Here is a 17000-nt window from a genome sequence, read left to right on the forward strand (position 1 = left end):
TGCCTAGCACAAACAAAAATATTCAATACAAAAAATAACGCCTTGCTTTTACATTGCAGGGCGTTTAAGATATTTCGATTTAGTGGGCTTTATTTTTATTCCACACTCACATATAAGGCTGTGCTTAAGTGTCTTTATAGTCGTTTTACAAGTAGGACATATGTTTTTTTGGAGAGCCATTCTCTCTTCCTCCTTTTAAATTAATACAGGTAGATTGCTTGTGTATTTTTCTAAGACCACATGTGCTAGCGTTTCAATAAAGAGTGAGTCGGTATTCGGCATGGGCGGTCTGTGATAGTTTGCGTTTAATTCATCAGTAATTACTTTACACTCATAATCATTATCATACAGGACTTCTAGATGATCTGCTACAAAGCCTACTGGTGCATAGATAAAGGATCGGTAGCCTTGATCATATAATTTTCGTGTTAAATCTTGAACATCTGGTCCAAGCCATGGTTCACCCGTTTTGCCTTCACTTTGCCAGCCAACAACTACATTAGAAAAGTTTAGTTCCTTTGCAATCAGAGCAGCAGTGGCTTGAAGCTGTTCAGGGTAGGGGTCATGAAACGTTACTATCTTTTCTGGTAAACTATGTGCGGAGCAAATAACAACCGTTTTTTCAAGTTCTTTGTCCGGGATTCCCCTGAGGATTTGTTCAATACTTTTAGACCAATATCGAATAAATCCTTCTTCCTGATACCACTCGTTAACGGTGAAAATTTTGGGGCCGCCGATTTCGTTTGATATTTTTTCTGCTCGACGGTTATAGACCTCGGTACTAAAGGTAGAATAGTGTGGTGCAAGGACAATGGAAACGGCCTCCTCTATTTGGTCATTTTTCATTGCCATGACAGCCTCTTCAATAAAAGGAGAAATGTGTTTTAAACCAAGATACATGATAAATTCTACTTCATTTTGAATAGAATTTAATCTGTCTTCCAGCATTTTTGCTTGATTAAGGGTAATTTCTGCAAGCGGGGAAATACCGCCAATTGCCTGATAGCGATAACTTAAATCCGTAATCATTTCTTCTGTTGGAACTTTACCATGCCGAATATGTGTGTAATAGGGTACTAGATCTTCTTCTCGATTAGGTGTTCCGTAGGCCATAACGAGTAATCCAACCTTTTTCCTTGTCATCTTTCTTTCACCTCGTAGCTGTATGTTGGCAATCTGTACAAACTCCATAAATTCCCATAATATGTCGATGAACTTTATATTTGGTTAGCCTTGATGCCATATCTTCAACCTCTATTAAGGTTGGAAAAGTAAAATCGACAATCAAACCGCAAGATTGGCAAATGACATGGTAGTTATTTATTTTAGATAATTCATATCTACTCATGCCGTTCTCATAGGGTAATTCTTTCACGATATTCATACTTACAAATTGCTTCACATTATTGTAGATTGTGGTAAGACTCATGTTTGGTACACGTTTTGCTATCTCTTCAACGGTAGGATGACCCTCAGCGATAATCATTTCTAAAATTTGAATTCTATGAGGGGTTATTCGTAAACCGTGTTCTTTTAAAAGGAGGATTAGTTCCTCTGAACCCAAATTCCCATTCATGTGAAAGCCTCTTTTACTTTTTTAATGATAGGTATCCGTTTTGAACAGATACCTCTCATTTGAAAAAAATTTTGAAAATAATAGTGAATAAGAATAGTAGATTTGAAAATGATAAATCTATGAAATTTAGCGTACTTCTTGTGGTACGGATAATCCAAGACCTTCAGCAACACGTGTGCCGTATTCTGGATCTGCTTTATAGAAATGTTGAATTTGGCGAAGCTTGATTTCTTCTTTTTCAACAGGCTTCATTGCACCAACGATGGTTTCAACTAAACGAGTGCGTTCTTCAGCGGACATTAAACGATAAAGATCACCCGCTTGTGTATAGTGATCATTTGAATCGCAGGCAACTTGTTCAGCCAATCCTGTCACTTGAAATGGAGTTTGTTTGTGTTCCGGTACTTCAGTCGGACCGCCAAAGCTGTTAGGTTCATAGTACACAGAACCGCCCCCGTTACCGTCGAAACGCATTTGTCCATCACGTTGATAGTTGTGAACAGGAGTGAGCGGACGGTTAATTGGCAAGTGGTTATGATTGATACCTACACGGTAACGGTGTGCATCAGCATAAGCAAATAGACGACCTTGAAGCATTTTGTCTGGAGATGCTTCAATCCCTGGTACGAATGATCCTGGTGAGAAGGTTGCTTGTTCTACTTCAGCAAAATAGTTTTCAGGATTGCGATCTAATACCATACGACCCACTTCAATTAATGGATAATCTTTGTGAGACCAAACTTTTGTTACATCGAATGGATCGAATCGATACGTGTTAGCCTCTTCAAATGGCATGATTTGAACATGTAATGTCCACGAAGGGAAATCCCTATTCTCAATAGCATTAAATAAGTCTTCTGTATGATAATCAGGATTTTCACCTGCAATTTTAGTTGCTACTTCCGCAGTCATGTTCTTCACGCCTTGATCTGCGATAAAATGATATTTCACCCAAACGGCTTCACCTTCCGCATTCACCCATTTGAATGTATGGCTGCCATAACCATTCATGTGACGTAATGTAGCAGGAAGTCCACGATCCCCCATCAAATAGGTAACTTGATGTAGAGATTCAGGTGATAAAGACCAGAAATCCCAAACCGCAGTAGGATTCTTTAAATGTGTTTTCGGATCTCTTTTTTGTGTATGAATAAAGTCAGGGAACTTGATGGCATCACGAATAAAGAAAATTGGTGTATTGTTACCAACTAGATCATAGTTTCCTTCCTCAGTGTAAAACTTAACAGCAAATCCACGAGGATCACGTACCGTGTCAGCTGAACCTAGTTCACCAGCAACGGTTGAGAAACGAATAAACATCGGTGTACGTGTACCAACTCCGTTAAATAATTTTGCCTTTGTATATTTTGACATATCATTTGTTACTTCAAAGTAACCATGTGCGCCAGCACCTTTTGCATGAACGACACGCTCAGGAACACGTTCACGGTTGAAATGAGCAAGTTTTTCTAATAAGTAAGTATCTTGAATTAATGATGGGCCGCGAGAACCAGCTGTCATTGAATTTTGGTTATCACCAACTGGTGCACCCCAGCTAGTAGTTAAGTTATTTTTAGTCATATGTTTTTTCACCTCATATTGGGTTTTTGCTTACAAGTAAATGATAACATTTCTCAATAAAAAATCAATACTTATTTATAATTATTTTAATTAAATAACTAATATTATAATCAAAAATCAACTAGTTCCCTTGTGAATACTGAATTTCCCATTATAAAATCTCGCAAAAAGGTAATTTTATTTTCATTCATTTGTAAGAAATTGATTATAACTGAGAAAATTTACATAAAAAGAAGCAGACTCCCCTGCTTCTTTTTGAACTTTCTATGACATGGTTAATAGGATTCTGCTAGTTTCTCTACATTCATAGGACATTTTCTCCCCTCTCATCTATATAACAACAATGGAGGCAGTCCAAAACAAATATGACCTATAGTGAGGGAAACAGCATGAATTATGTACAAGAAATGTCTTGTTTTTATAGTTGGATTGAATGGAATCCACTTACACCTTCGTCGATTAATTTATGGCATGCGTTAATGCATATGCATCATAAGGCGGGAGAGATAGAAATCTTTTCCGTAGCCGAGTCGGTGCTGTGTATCAAAACGAATTTAACAAGCCGTACATTGCGCAAAGCCAGGAAAGAGCTCAAAGAAAAAGGACGAATCGATTATCTTTCCAAGCAAGGAAAAGCACCCGTTTACCGGATCATTCCATTTCAGAACAAGGATGATTCTCGCGAAAAGAATAAGAACGGAGACTTTCCGGGAATTTTTTTACCAAAAAGCCCCGGAAATGATATAACGCTGGCACAAACATCAGAATCCTATTCCGAAGTCCATACCCAGCCTTCTTCTCTTTCGGTACAAACATCGGAAAGGAATGCTGAAGATGATTCCAACCATCACTCCAGTTCGGAAACAAATGCTGAAGTTCATGCCGAACCTCTTTCTCGTTCGGAAAATCTTTCCGCTGTTTGTTCCGCATTATTTAAACAACAACCGACAGACAAACAACTACCTGAAAGTTGGAATGATGTAATCGAAACCTGGACATCTGTTTTTGGATTCGCACTCAAACCGAATCACATGCAAATGCTTTCTACCTATATGAACGTATCACAAATGTCCAAACCTCTTATTTTAGAGGCGATTGAAAGAGTCAAGCAGGCCGCTAAGCCGGCACTGAATTATTTATGGACCATTCTCTCCAACTGGTCGCATCTAGGACTCCAAACCATTCAAGATTTGGTGAACCATGAAAAAAGACGGATGAAAAATAAACAGCCTGCCCGTCAAAGCCAGCTCTACCATACAGGCAGGGATATTTCCCGCAGCTTTCAACTAGATCTGACAGAAGGAGAGGATTGGTAATGCTTGCAGAAAAAGCATTGTTGGGAACTTTTTTAAAAGAAAATCATCTGCTTCATGACACCATCATTCGTCCTGAACATTTTGCAGAAGGACGGCATAGGCTGTTAATGCAGCTAATGAAGAACATACATAGCAAATCTAGAGCGGTTGATTCTATTACACTTGCCCTCGAAGGTGATCCTGAGCGTTACGGCGGACTTTCTTACATCCAGGGACTGCTATCCTACGCCAATCCAGTCAAATTTGAAGGCTATGAGGATATTTTGTTGGAGAAATGGAAAGAACGGGAGAAGCGTAATATTTTAACTCTTGCCGCACAAGAGGATTGGGAAATCGATCGAGTGGTCTCGTCTTTACAGGCTATGAACCAGGCAAGGGTCGATGACTACCATTCCATTAGCGATGAAATAATGAATGTTTTTGATGATCCTTGGCGCGAATCGAAGAAACAATCTGGCTCTCTAACGGGAATCAAACAATTTGATGCCTTAACAAATGGATTTCAAAACGGGGATCTTACCATCATTGCCGCACGGCCCAGTATGGGGAAAACAGATGTCATGCTTCATCTGGCAAAACAGGCCGGCTGGCAGCACTATCTTCCGGTTATCTTTTCGTTAGAAATGCCGTCTAGAACCATTACGATGCGATTGATTGCCAGTACAGGAGGCTTCAATCGGGGAAAAATGCGCGATCCCTATCAACTGTTATCTGAACCACAAAAAGAGCGTTGGTCCGCGACATTAGGCAAGCTGAATGAAACCTGCATCCAGCAATTCGATGGGTCCAGCCAAACCGTTCCCATCATGCGGGCCAAGCTGCGTAAAGTGATCCATGAATATCCTGAAAGAAAGCCGATTGTATTTATCGATTATTTAGGGCTTATCACTCCGAATGATACTTACGGCGGCAATGCCAATCAGCAGGTATCTGAAATCTCGAAAAACTTGAAGGCGATGGCAAAGGATTTCAATTGCCCGGTTGTCTGCCTTGCCCAGTTGAATCGTTCGGTCGAACAACGGCAAAATAAGCGGCCGAACATGAGTGATATTCGAGACTCCGGCAGTGTCGAGCAGGATGCCGATGTGATTCTTCTCCTTTACCGCGAGAAATACTATGACCACTCGCTAAAGGACCCGGCATTAGAGCTAATTATAACGAAAAATCGAAACGGGCCGGTCGGTACAGCCTATGCCCTATACAACGAGAATACGGGAGAGATGAAAGATGTCGACAATCAGAGAATTATTTGAAGAAGCTGTTCAGAATGACTATTCCTATACCGCCCATTCCCTTTATTACCTTCTAAGGGAAGGACTCGTTTCACCAAATGATTCCCAGACAATTCTTAACCATGTACAAGTGGACACCCATTTGGTCGGAGAATGGACACAGCAAAATTATCTCTGTATCTCGGTTGAAAAAGTCTACGCTCTCAAACTCACTGACGATGAATTTGTATTCGTCTTTGCCAAGAACCCAAAGCAGGCCGTTGATTTTATCCAGAAAAGTTGGAAAGTCAGCCCGCGAAATTGCTGCGAATATTCGCTTGATTTTTCAATTATGAGAGGAATTGAATTTGTCAGCTTTCGAGAAATAAAAAAAGATTACTTGACGTTTCCCGCAGTGATTGGGGTTTATAAAAGAGAATGAAACACGGGACGGTTCTCATGTTTCATTCTCTTTTGCAAGAAAAAGTCCCCTGCTCAACGAACATTCATAGAACCAAGCCCTTATGGTTGGAAAGATTGTTTGAAATAGACTAAATTAGAAAAGGAACTATTTCGAATATACTGAAAGGAATTTTATACATGATAGTTATTGAAAAATTAAAGGCAGAGGATATTCCAAGTTTATTAGAGCTTTACAAAAGCTTGATTCCATTTGAAATGTCTTTGGAAAAATCACTTGAAATGTATCAAGACATATCAACGAATGAAAATTATTTTTTAGCGGTTGCTAAAGAGGATGGTGAACTTCTTGGTTCTGCACTTGGTATATGTTGCAAGTGTTTGGCTGTATCTTTTTTAGTGATTGAAGATGTGATTGTTAAAGAAGGTACAAGAGGAAAAGGAATCGGTAGAAAGTTAATGGAATCTCTTGATGAATTTGCTTTGAAAAATAACTGTGCCTATGCCATTCTTGTATCATCCGGCCATCTAAAAGAAGCACATAAATTTTATCAAAATGTCGGTTTTATAGAACATGTAGAAGGTTTTAGAAAAGTATATTAACTAATTAGTTTTGATCGTAAAGTGCCTATGTGAAACAAGATTTTTCAAGCCGTCACAGCAAGCATCATCTAATTTTCTTACATACCTTCGAAAATCAGTCTTTTACTTTTACAAGAAAAAGGAGCGGGATGGATGACAGCCAATTTTTTGCAACAAATTAACGAAAAGTTAGACAAGTATTATCAAGACGTCGTCAGTTGGCGAAGATATATGCACCAACATCCAGAATTATCGTTTAAAGAAACGAAAACGGCTCAATATATCCGCGAGAAATTACTTAGTTTTGGCTTGGAGGTAAAAACCAATATTGGCGGGAACGGTTTAATTGGGATTTTAAAAGGAGCTCATCCTGGAAAGACGATCGCGTTACGGGCAGACTTTGATGCCTTGCCGATTCAGGATGAAAAAGAGGTTCCCTATCAATCCCAGGTACCGGGAGTCATGCATGCCTGTGGTCATGATGGCCATACGGCTGCATTGTTAGGGTCGGCGCAGGTCTTAAGCCAGTTTCAACAGCAATTGAAGGGAAATGTGATTTTTATTTTTCAGCCGGCAGAAGAAACACCGCCAGGCGGAGCGAAGTTTATGGTAGAGGAAGGCGTATTAGAAGGGGTTGACTATGTATTTGGCGCCCATTTGGACTCTCAAACACCGCTTGGAAAAATAACAGTCGGCGAAGGCTATCAGATGGCTGCGGTCGATAAATTTGCCATACATATTCAAGGAAAAGGGGGCCATGGAGCCAGGCCGCATGATTCGATTGATTCCATCGTTATTGGCAGCGAAATCGTCAGCTCCCTGCAAAAGGTTGTCAGCCGTGGCGTGAATCCATTGAAATCAGCTGTAGTAACGATTGGTGTTTTTCAGTCGGGCAGCGCTTTTAACGTGATTGCCGATAAAGCGCTCTTAGAAGGAACCGTTCGAACCTTTGATGATGATACGCGAAAAAGAGTAGAAAACCAAATTCGCAGCATCGTAGCTGGGATTACAGGGGCATACGGGGCTACTTACACGATGGATTATTTAAATGGATATCCGGCATTGTATAATCATCCGCAAGAAACACAAATCGTCAAATCATTACTTGCCGAAGCATTTTCTGAAGAGAATATCGCAGAAATGGTGCCATCAATGGGGGCAGAAGATTTTTCCTATTTTTTACTCGAAAGGCCAGGCACCTATTTCCGTGTCGGTTCACAAAATGCTAACCCAGAAACAGCCTATCCACACCACCACCCCAAATTCGATATTGACGAAAAAGCTCTATTACATCTTGAAAAAGCATTTGTCAAAATTGTGGCACATTACTTGTTTTAGAAACACTAGGATGGTTCGCCTTTCATGTAGAACATAAACTAACCTTTTATTCAATAAGAAAAAGGCATCACCTTTGAAAGGGATGCCTTTTTCTTATTGAATAAACACTATAACCATACAGTAAGAAAATTATCTTTTATTTTTTTAAATGATAAGGTACGGTTGTGATGACCACGTTTCGCCTAAACAACAATAGAGTGCGGATCATGGTACCTGATTGATTATGCAAAATATTGTGCCAGCCTTTCTTTGGTATAAATTGCGGAATGACCACTGTGACTTGGTAATGGGATTCACTCGCTTTATGTTCAATTGTATCGATAAATTTAGTAAGAGGATTAATAATACTCCTATACTGAGAGTGCAGCGTAACCAATCTGATATCAGGCTGCCACTTTTTCCACTTTTCTTCAAATCTTTTTTCATCCTCTCGATCAAAAGAAACGTAAACCGCTATGATTTGGTCTGGAGCAAGACCTTTTGCATATTTTAAAGAATTCTCCACTACAGTTGTTATACCAGCAACCGGAACAATCACCACATTTCCCTTTACAGACCATGTGGACTCTTTTGCCATCACCCTCAGCTGGTCACCTACATCTTCATAGTGCTTTCTAATTCGATGAAAAACAAAAACGATGATTGGGACAAAAACGAAAATCGGCCAAACCTGCGGAAACTTGGTTATAAAGAACATCATCGCTACGACCAAACTGATGAAGGCCCCAATCGTATTAATAATAAATTTGAGAATCCAGCCTTCAGGTTTTTCGCGAAACCATTTGACCATCATTCCTGATTGTGACAAGGTAAACGGAACAAATACCCCCACTGCATACAATGGAATAAGATGCTCTGTTTCTGCCTGAAATACAAGGATTAGCAGAATGGACGCCATTCCAAGTATGATAATGCCATTTGAGTAGCCTAAACGATCCCCTCTGCTAAGAAAGATCCTTGGAATAAATTTATCTTTTGCCAGATTGACCGCAAGCAACGGAAATGCAGAATATCCAGTGTTTGCAGCAAGTATTAAGATCAGTGCTGTTGTTCCTTGAATAAAGAAATACATGAAATTTCGTCCAAACACGGACTCTGCTATTTGTGAAACAACCGTTACTTCGGCACTTGGTGCAATCCCATAAAAGTAAGCTAACGTGACAATGCCTGAAAAAAGGATTGCCAGCAAAACCCCCATCATCACTAATGTTTTCGCTGCATTTTTAGGTGCTGGATCCTTAAAGTTTGGAATGGCATTTGAAATCGCTTCGACTCCTGTTAAAGCGGAACTTCCTGAAGCAAATGCCCGTAACAAAATAAATAAAGTGATTCCCTGAACAGGTGTACCCATTGAGCTGTGTAACTGAGGAGGAACACTGCCTGTCAAAATGTGATAGATTCCTGCCCCAATTAAAATAAACAAAGCAAAAACAAACAGGTACACAGGATACGCTAAGACGGAAGCAGATTCTGTTACCCCTCTTAAATTTAAAATCGTAATAAAAATCACAAATATAATCGAGATTCCCACATTATGTCCATGTAAGGCAGGAAAAGCAGATGTGATCGCATCTGTGCCAGCAGATACACTAACAGCAACGGTAAGAATATAATCAACTAACAAGGAGCCACCGGCAATTAAGCCCGCATTCACCCCTAAATTACTCTTCGAAACAACATAAGCTCCCCCTCCATGCGGATAAGCATAGATGATTTGTCTATAGGACAGGATGAGAGCTGTTAAAAGAATTAATACCCCTATGGCAATGGGAATCGAATACCAAAAGGCTACAGTCCCAAGTGTAAATAAGACAATCAAAATTTGTTCTGGACCGTATGCCACGGATGATAACGCATCAGATGAAAGAATCGCTAATCCTTTTGCTTTCGTTAATTTCTGTTCTCCAGCTTCAGTCGATTTTAAAGGACGGCCAATTAAAATCCTTTTTACTGCTGCAATCATCTTTTGTTCACCTTCTAAATAGATTAATAGGTTTATAGGTTCCTCATTCACATGTACTTTTTAAAAGATTGATTTAAATCATCGCTTTGTTTAGTAACATAGTTGACTTTTGACTCATCCACAGGATTCGTTAACACAGTCAAATAATTAAAAAAGTGCCTACAAGTCATAGCAAATAGACCTGTAGGCACCCTATTTTTTGAGCGTCACAAGTTCCACCTTCCTTCTCATATAACGCTTACGAGGTTAGCTGTCGGATTCGGGCCATTGAGTAGCCCTACCTAAAAAAGGATTCACCCCAAGGATTCTTATTCATCCAATCCAAAATGGTTCCCCCGTACCTAATGGTTTCAGCGATTTAGAAATTTGAAACTGTGATTATATTACTCCCGAGTACTGAAAAAGTAAATAATTATTTTGTTACAAATTTTAAACGCCGGAACCGTTCTCTCGTTTCATTCCCCAAATCATTCTTGTGTTACAGGATGATTCGAGGAATGCCTAACACTGAACACCAGGAGAAGCTGTTTGAACAAAAAAACAGTTGATCGATTGCCTAAAAGCAAACATCAACTGTTTTTTTTAAAATCCACTTATTTCCCTTTCTTCACCTCATGAAGCAGGTCTGGGAAGTTGGTAAACATCCCTGTCACTCCCCAGTCAATCAATTGTTTCATTCTTTCTTTCTCATTCACTGTGTATGGATGGATTTCCAGACCGTTACCTACAACCTTTTGGATATATTCTTCATTTAAATACGTATGGTTTGGCCCAATTCCCATGGCATACTCTTTTACTTCAGCAATTTGTTCATCCGTAATGGTCGCATAAGAACGATAGGATAGTAATTGGACCAGTTTAATAGAAGGGTCCAGTTCATGCATGATTGTTAAACTTTCAGGACTGAAAGATTGGACAAGAAGCTTGTCTTTATTAATCTTGTACTTGTTCACCAAACGCAATAATTCTTTTTCCATTCCTGGATAAATGGCAGGAGATTTCGTTTCGATATAATAGCTATTATTTTTGCCAAACTTTTGGAACACCTCTTCTAACGTTGGTACCTGTAAACCGGCATACTTTTCATTAGCATACTCGGGATAGGTTTCATTAAACCAGCTCCCTGCGTCTAATTCTTTGACTTCAGCCAGCTCCATGTCTTTGACATCCCCAGTTCCGTCCGTTGTCCGGTCCACTTTCTCATCATGCATCGCGATTAAATGACCATCTTTCGTCATTTGTAAATCCACTTCAATATAATCCCCGTGCATTTTTTCGCCCATATCATACGACACTAACGTATGTTCCGGAGCATGTCCTGATGCACCGCGATGCGAAACATTTAAGATATCCTTATGCTTTTCCTTTTCCTTTGCCATTGCCGCACCCCCGCCTGTCGTAATCCCAGCTGCTATAACAAGTGCACCAAGTGCTGGCAACCATTTTTTCCCGATCATTTCTCCATCTCCCTACTTTGTTTAATAGACTCTTCTTAAAATATCAAAGGAATATGAAGTAGTTTTTATAAGAAGGGTAAAAGAAAGTAAAGATTTGATGACAAATGTAAAAAAGCGTTAGTTTTTACCTAGTATTTCCGAATGATAGAGAAAATACAAGGTTATTGTTGGAATGTAATGATTTGAGGGATACATACGGAAAAAAAGCCCTGTAGATCATATTTTTTCTCCACAGGGCCTTTCGTTTATTAAATTGAGTTACTTTAAATTTCCTTATTAAAGAGATTATTGAAACAAGAGGATCCTTCCCCTTATTGTATGATCATCCTTTGTTAAATTTTTGTCAGCACAATTCCCACTAGTGCAGAAATCACCCCAATAACTTGATAGCTTTTTAGTCTTTCTTTATAGAGCCAACAGCTGCTGAGAACGACCACTAAACAGCTTAAACTCACGATTGGGAAGACAATACTTGCCACTCCTGTTTCCAGTGCAAAAAAATAGCTGCTATATCCGACCACACTAAAACATCCAATAATGGTCCCAAATTTCAGCTCTGTCTGCTGCCATTTTTCCTTCATCATCAAGCTATTTATCATTAAATAAGCCGCACCGCCGCCATACATACAAAAGAGCGTATTGATGGAATCAATATGTAAATGGGAAGACGTCTTCATAAGTACACCGAGTACGCCAAACGATCCAATCGATAATAACACACGATACATCCACGGCTTATAATCCATTTTAACCCCACTGCCTGGTACATATTGAATAACCGCTGCAGAAGCAAGCATAATCATAATGCCCACCCACTGAATGAGTGTAATGTGCTCGTGGAAAATAAGTGCCGCACTTAGAATGGGAATCACGGTATTGGTGCTAATCAGCGGCGAAGTTAAACTCGCAGGTCCCTTTTCAAACGCCTTTGACATTTGAATATTACCGTTCGCATTTAATATCCCGATGATGGCACCTAGTACGATTGTTAATCCATTAAATGAGGCAAAACCTGCAACAATCCCATAGCCAAGCATTAATATAAACGCGACAAGGTAAAAGAAAAACTGCATATGCACCTTTGAAAGTCCTTTTCCCGAAGTGACCTTGAAAATCATATTATTAATTCCAAAACAAAGCATCGTTAACACTGCCGCTATAATCCACATTAAAAGTCCTTCTCTCTTGTTGATAGAATTATTTTAATATAGATTTTTAGCATTGCAAGTAGTTTTTATAATAAAAAAGAACAAGGAGTGCTTGCACCAGGCACTCCTGCTATCTTCTATTCACGAACGGTCGGTACATGAGATTTCCGCGCGAACAAAATCCTGCGGCCTAAAAATACAAGATATAGCAGCAAGGATAGGCCGGAAATCGCCATGGTCATGTAAAGAATCTTTGGTACGTATTCTAAGTGAACGGTGTGCGTACCTTCACTGAGCGGAACGCCAATAAAGCTGCCGACTTTTTCATATTCAGCATTCTCTCCGTCTACCGTAACCTTCCAATTCTCATCATAAGGAATACTTAAAAAGAGTGTCCCTTTATCTTGGACAATGATTTCACCTGTTACCTGGGTGTCTGAATATTCCTTGATTTCAAGTGCCTTATTTTGTAAGCCGTTGATTGCCTTTTCTAGCTCCGAATAATTCAACGTATAAAAGGAAGGGATTTGCATCGTTTGGGTGTCCTTTTCTAATTGAACCCTAATGTTCAGACTCTCATCTTCATAAGTCCCTAGGCTAATAAACCCTCCCAGCCCCATGTTTTGCGGGCGGACTTCTGCCCCATTGATCAAAATGTTAATCTTCTCTTCAAAGTTCTGAATCGTCTCAGCATCTAAATTCATATACAATTCTCTTGTATCAGATATCGTCATATTCGTTTCTATTGAAGGAGTTCCATTCCCTGACTCCCTTTGTACCACTTTCTTCCCTGCTTCATTCACGACTTCTTCCAGCGAATGCAGGATAGCTTCGGGGTTCTGCTTCTCATAGTAAGAGGCCTCTTCTCCATCCATCAAATGATTTTGAATGTTGAACATCCCCTTTTCCCCGCCCTTATTCATAAACCCTTGATCCACCATATAGCCCAGTGGCAGATTCATATGGATACGATAGACCATGATATTTCCTTCCTGGAACATCTTCGTATAGATTCTTTCGTCTAGTTCGCTCGTTGTGACAACATATTTAAACCCGAAAAGGGCATCGCTTAAAAAGATTCCATTCCCCATGTTCGCTGCCCTTGAGTTAGCAGCATAACCCAATTCTCTCAAAAATAGATTATGCTCTCCATTTCCAGTAGACGTATAGATGCCCATTCCTTTGTACTTATATCTCAGCGATTCATTTAATGTAGTAACCAAGGATGGATCCACTTTTGTCCGGTAAAAGGAGTCATCCATCTCTTGCAGACGATTGAACGCTTTTTCATATGAAGGATTATGTACGTCATACCAATTAACAGGGTGGGATGGACTGATATAGTTTCTAAGAATCGTCTGGCTGTTCATTCCCAAATCAACCAGAATCAAAAGGCACAAACCCATTTTTGCAAAAGTATGTAAGAGAATGGAACCTTTTTTATTCATTAGAACCACAATCAGGATTGTGAGAGCAACAAGAATAAATAGATTCTTATTGATTAACCATAGCGTATAAATATTTCCGTCTAACAATTTATTAGCCAAACTCAGAAACACTAGATTCACTCCGGCAACACCAATTATCTGTCTCATCGTTATCCATTCCAGCTCTCCTGCAGCTTTGACAGACAAAATGATCATGAGAAAGGAGACAATAAACGCATAGCGGTAATGGGCGCCGTTCGGCAATTCAAACACATGCCAAGCCATATTAAGGAAAGTGAATGTCATACTATACAACAGAAAGCCCAATAAGAAGCCGTATACCACTCTTTCTTTTACCGGAAAAGTCTTGTTTAAAAAATATAACGGAACCAGCAGGATGACTCCCACTCCTGCATAAATACTTAAATTTTGGATGATCGTCGTTCCATTAAAAAAGGACCCATACAAATCCAATGGATTCAGCAAGTAAGAAAGTTCATTCACATCCGCCGCCGTGTACTTATTTTTCCGCAACTCTAAAAAAGTGGGAATCGTAATGAAACACGTAAATAAAAAAGCGAGGATGACACTTTTGAAAAAAAGAAAAAACCTCTTCAACCTCTCCTTTTTCCCTAGAGAGTGGAGATAAAGTTCCCCGACAAAATAAAGAAAGACAAACAAACCAACCATATAAGAGATATAGAAGTTGGCAAAAAACATGAGAGTCAGGCCGATTAAAAAGATATGAGAGCGTTCCGATTTAAGAATCTCGTGAACACCGGCAATGATGATTGGCAATAAATAAACAGCATCAATCCACATCGGTAAGAAATAATACGTGATGGAATAGGACATCAGTGCATAGCTGATGGAAAAAATAAAGATTATCCACCGTTGGGGTGTAAAATGCTTTCTTAATAAATAAGCCATCGTTACGGAACTGAGACCGATTTTGATTAACCAAATAACTAGAATGGAAAAGGGGATAAAGGATCTCGGAAACAAAAGAATGAGTATGGATAATGGGGACGATAAATAATAGGCAATGGTTGCCCAAAAAGAAGTTCCCATTCCATAATTCCACGTATAAATCGGACTAGCATTTCCTTTCAACACATCATATAGATGGTTATAAAACATCGTCATTTGCTGCGGCAAATCGATATACCAAATGGAATTTCCCCCAAACGGAGTAATGTCTAATCTGAGAAAAACAGCAATGATGATAAGAATGGGGATAGTGAATAAACCTAAAGAATCTAACAATTTTTTCATAAAACTTAACTCCCTTGAATACTTAAAATGCCAAGATTGGCATTTTATTTCGGTAAAATCACTTTCGCCGGATGATAAATAGTCCTCCCTATTTAAAAAGGGGGCAACCTATTAGCCTCGAGAGGTTTTAAAAATCACATATTTACTCGCAAAATAATTAAAGACCACAACCAACACATTGGCTGCTATTTTCGCAAGGATACTATCCACGTTTAATAGCTCAATTAGAACAATCATTGTTCCAATATCCAATAGATAGGATAGCCCGCGGAAAAATAAAAACGAAGTAAATTCCCGTAATAGTGATAAAGCGTCCGTATGTTTACTATGAAAGACATATAATTTGTTCGTGATAAAAGCAAAAAGAACAGACAACACCCATGCAATAGTTGTGGCTACTTTGTAATCCATTCCCATCCATTTGTCAAACACAGCAAAGCTGACAAGATTCACAAGTGTCGTTAACACACCGAACAATAGATAACTGAACATTTCCTTCTTATTTTTCATAGAGATAGCCCGCCTTACTGATGAACACATGTTCGTTTTTCAACTTTATGATTCTCCTGATTCAACGCTCTCTCATTATTATATTCGTCAACAAAATAGAGCGGACGATTTTTCGTTTCATTGAAGATTCTTCCTAAGTATTCCCCAATAATACCAAGGGAAATAAGCTGAATTCCACCCAAAAATAAAATAATCGTCATGAGTGAAGGATATCCTGCCACCGGATCACCAATTAAAAGCGTTTTGACAATAATCCAGATCATAAACATAAAAGCAAAAAAAGAAATGACGCAACCAAACAGAGCAGACAACCGTAAAGGTGTGGTCGTAAAGGATGTAATTCCTTCAATGGCAAGGTCCATTAATTTTCCATAATTCCACTTCGTTTCTCCCGCTGCTCGAGGGTCACGGTCAAATAAGATTTCCTTTTTATTGTAACCAATCCAGCTGAACATGCCCTTTGTGTAACGCTGAGCTTCCCTCAGTTGTTTAAGAGCTTCTACACACCTTCTGTCAAGGAGGCGGAAATCTCCTGTATTTTCTTGAATCGGGATTCTGGTCATTTTTTGCAGAACTTTATAGTATGCAGAAGATGTCCATTTTTTCAGCCATGTCTCGCCTGTTCGGGATTTTCTTTTCGCATATACATCATCATATCCCTGCTCCCAATAGTAAATCATCTCCGGAATTAATTCCGGCGGGTCCTGCAAATCAGCATCGATGATAATGACGGCATCCCCCGCTGCATGGTCCAAACCGGCAATCATGGCGATTTCTTTACCGAAATTACGTGATAAGTCAACATAGGAAACTCTTTCATCCCGCATCCTCATGCTTTTAATAATGGATAATGTATTATCCTGGCTGCCGTCATTCACAAATAATAGTTCAAAATTGTAGGATGGAATCCCGTTCATGACTATTTTTAACCGATCATATAATTGACCCAAAACAGCTTCCTCATTATATGCTGGCACCAAGATTGTTACAGTTTTCATTTCTACTTTAACTCCTTTTTTAAAACCGTTTTTACTCATTTCTAAAATTTCCAACAACATCCATTAGTTTACACCTTTTTTCTTCCTATTAAAATAGGACTCTTGTGACAATTACATTTCAATCGTTTAATATTTGAAATTTACAAACATGGAGACGGTCCAGTTTCCATTTCTCTCTTAAAACGTGGGGGCGGTTCT

At 39.2% G+C, this 17000-nt stretch carries 14 protein-coding genes and 1 riboswitch; of the genes, 5 read left to right on the forward strand and 9 right to left on the reverse strand.

All coding sequences use genetic code 11. The features are described from left to right. Window positions 1-195: 195 nt before the first annotated feature. The 3 genes from hemH to katA form a co-directional block, all read right to left on the reverse strand. The gene (hemH, locus tag F4V44_RS15965; protein ID WP_150441016.1) at window positions 196-1143 is read right to left on the reverse strand and encodes a ferrochelatase; all 948 of its coding nucleotides are present in this window, start codon (window positions 1141-1143) and stop codon (window positions 196-198) included. 7 nt (window positions 1144-1150) lie between these two features. Next, entirely contained in the window at window positions 1151-1576 is a 426-nt protein-coding gene (locus F4V44_RS15970) for a Fur family transcriptional regulator (protein WP_191090716.1), read from the reverse strand. 126 nt (window positions 1577-1702) lie between these two features. Beyond that, complete coding sequence (katA, locus tag F4V44_RS15975) at window positions 1703-3157, reverse strand: catalase KatA (protein ID WP_150441017.1); 1455 nt, start codon at window positions 3155-3157, stop codon at window positions 1703-1705. A gap of 389 nt (window positions 3158-3546) precedes the next feature. Between katA and F4V44_RS15980 the strand changes: the two genes are divergently transcribed. From F4V44_RS15980 to F4V44_RS16000, 5 genes are all read left to right on the forward strand, one after another. Continuing rightward, on the forward strand, window positions 3547-4473 hold the full coding sequence (locus tag F4V44_RS15980) for a DnaD domain-containing protein (protein ID WP_191090717.1): 927 nt from the start codon (window positions 3547-3549) through the stop codon (window positions 4471-4473). Next, window positions 4473-5726 carry a replicative DNA helicase gene (locus tag F4V44_RS15985; RefSeq protein ID WP_150441019.1) on the forward strand — a complete coding sequence of 418 codons (1254 nt, stop codon included), beginning with the start codon at window positions 4473-4475 and terminating at the stop codon, window positions 5724-5726. The genes F4V44_RS15980 and F4V44_RS15985 overlap by 1 nt, the downstream gene beginning before the upstream one ends. Continuing rightward, window positions 5701-6126 (forward strand): hypothetical protein, encoded by a 426-nt coding sequence (locus F4V44_RS15990; protein ID WP_150441020.1) that lies wholly within the window; start codon window positions 5701-5703, stop codon window positions 6124-6126. The genes F4V44_RS15985 and F4V44_RS15990 overlap by 26 nt, the downstream gene beginning before the upstream one ends. Window positions 6127-6284: 158 nt before the next feature. Beyond that, on the forward strand, window positions 6285-6707 hold the full coding sequence (locus F4V44_RS15995) for a GNAT family N-acetyltransferase (RefSeq protein WP_223881922.1): 423 nt from the start codon (window positions 6285-6287) through the stop codon (window positions 6705-6707). Between the two features lie 132 nt (window positions 6708-6839). Continuing rightward, window positions 6840-8024, forward strand: coding sequence for a M20 metallopeptidase family protein (locus F4V44_RS16000; RefSeq protein WP_150441021.1), 1185 nt, complete (start codon window positions 6840-6842; stop codon window positions 8022-8024). 136 nt (window positions 8025-8160) lie between these two features. Here F4V44_RS16000 and F4V44_RS16005 read toward each other — a convergent pair whose 3' ends face one another. The 6 genes from F4V44_RS16005 to F4V44_RS16030 all read right to left on the reverse strand — a co-directional run bounded on the left by F4V44_RS16005 (window position 8161) and on the right by F4V44_RS16030 (window position 16802). Further along, a complete protein-coding gene (locus F4V44_RS16005; RefSeq protein ID WP_150441022.1) occupies window positions 8161-9987 on the reverse strand; it encodes an APC family permease in 1827 nt (608 codons plus the stop codon). Between the two features lie 219 nt (window positions 9988-10206). Further along, window positions 10207-10353: riboswitch (cyclic di-AMP (ydaO/yuaA leader) on the reverse strand. 227 nt (window positions 10354-10580) lie between these two features. Further along, complete coding sequence (locus tag F4V44_RS16010) at window positions 10581-11444, reverse strand: glycerophosphodiester phosphodiesterase (RefSeq protein WP_191090718.1); 864 nt, start codon at window positions 11442-11444, stop codon at window positions 10581-10583. Window positions 11445-11776: 332 nt separating this feature from the next. Then, window positions 11777-12613, reverse strand: coding sequence for a DMT family transporter (locus F4V44_RS16015; RefSeq protein WP_150441023.1), 837 nt, complete (start codon window positions 12611-12613; stop codon window positions 11777-11779). Between the two features lie 116 nt (window positions 12614-12729). Further along, the gene (locus tag F4V44_RS16020; protein ID WP_150441024.1) at window positions 12730-15294 is read right to left on the reverse strand and encodes a YfhO family protein; all 2565 of its coding nucleotides are present in this window, start codon (window positions 15292-15294) and stop codon (window positions 12730-12732) included. Window positions 15295-15405: 111 nt separating this feature from the next. After that, the gene (locus F4V44_RS16025) at window positions 15406-15804 is read right to left on the reverse strand and encodes a GtrA family protein (protein WP_150441025.1); all 399 of its coding nucleotides are present in this window, start codon (window positions 15802-15804) and stop codon (window positions 15406-15408) included. A gap of 14 nt (window positions 15805-15818) precedes the next feature. Then, window positions 15819-16802, reverse strand: coding sequence for a glycosyltransferase family 2 protein (locus F4V44_RS16030; protein WP_150441084.1), 984 nt, complete (start codon window positions 16800-16802; stop codon window positions 15819-15821). Window positions 16803-17000 lie beyond the last annotated feature (198 nt).

The organism is Niallia endozanthoxylica (assembly GCF_008710145.1).
GTDB classification, from domain to species: domain Bacteria; phylum Bacillota; class Bacilli; order Bacillales; family Cytobacillaceae; genus Bacillus_BD; species Bacillus_BD endozanthoxylica.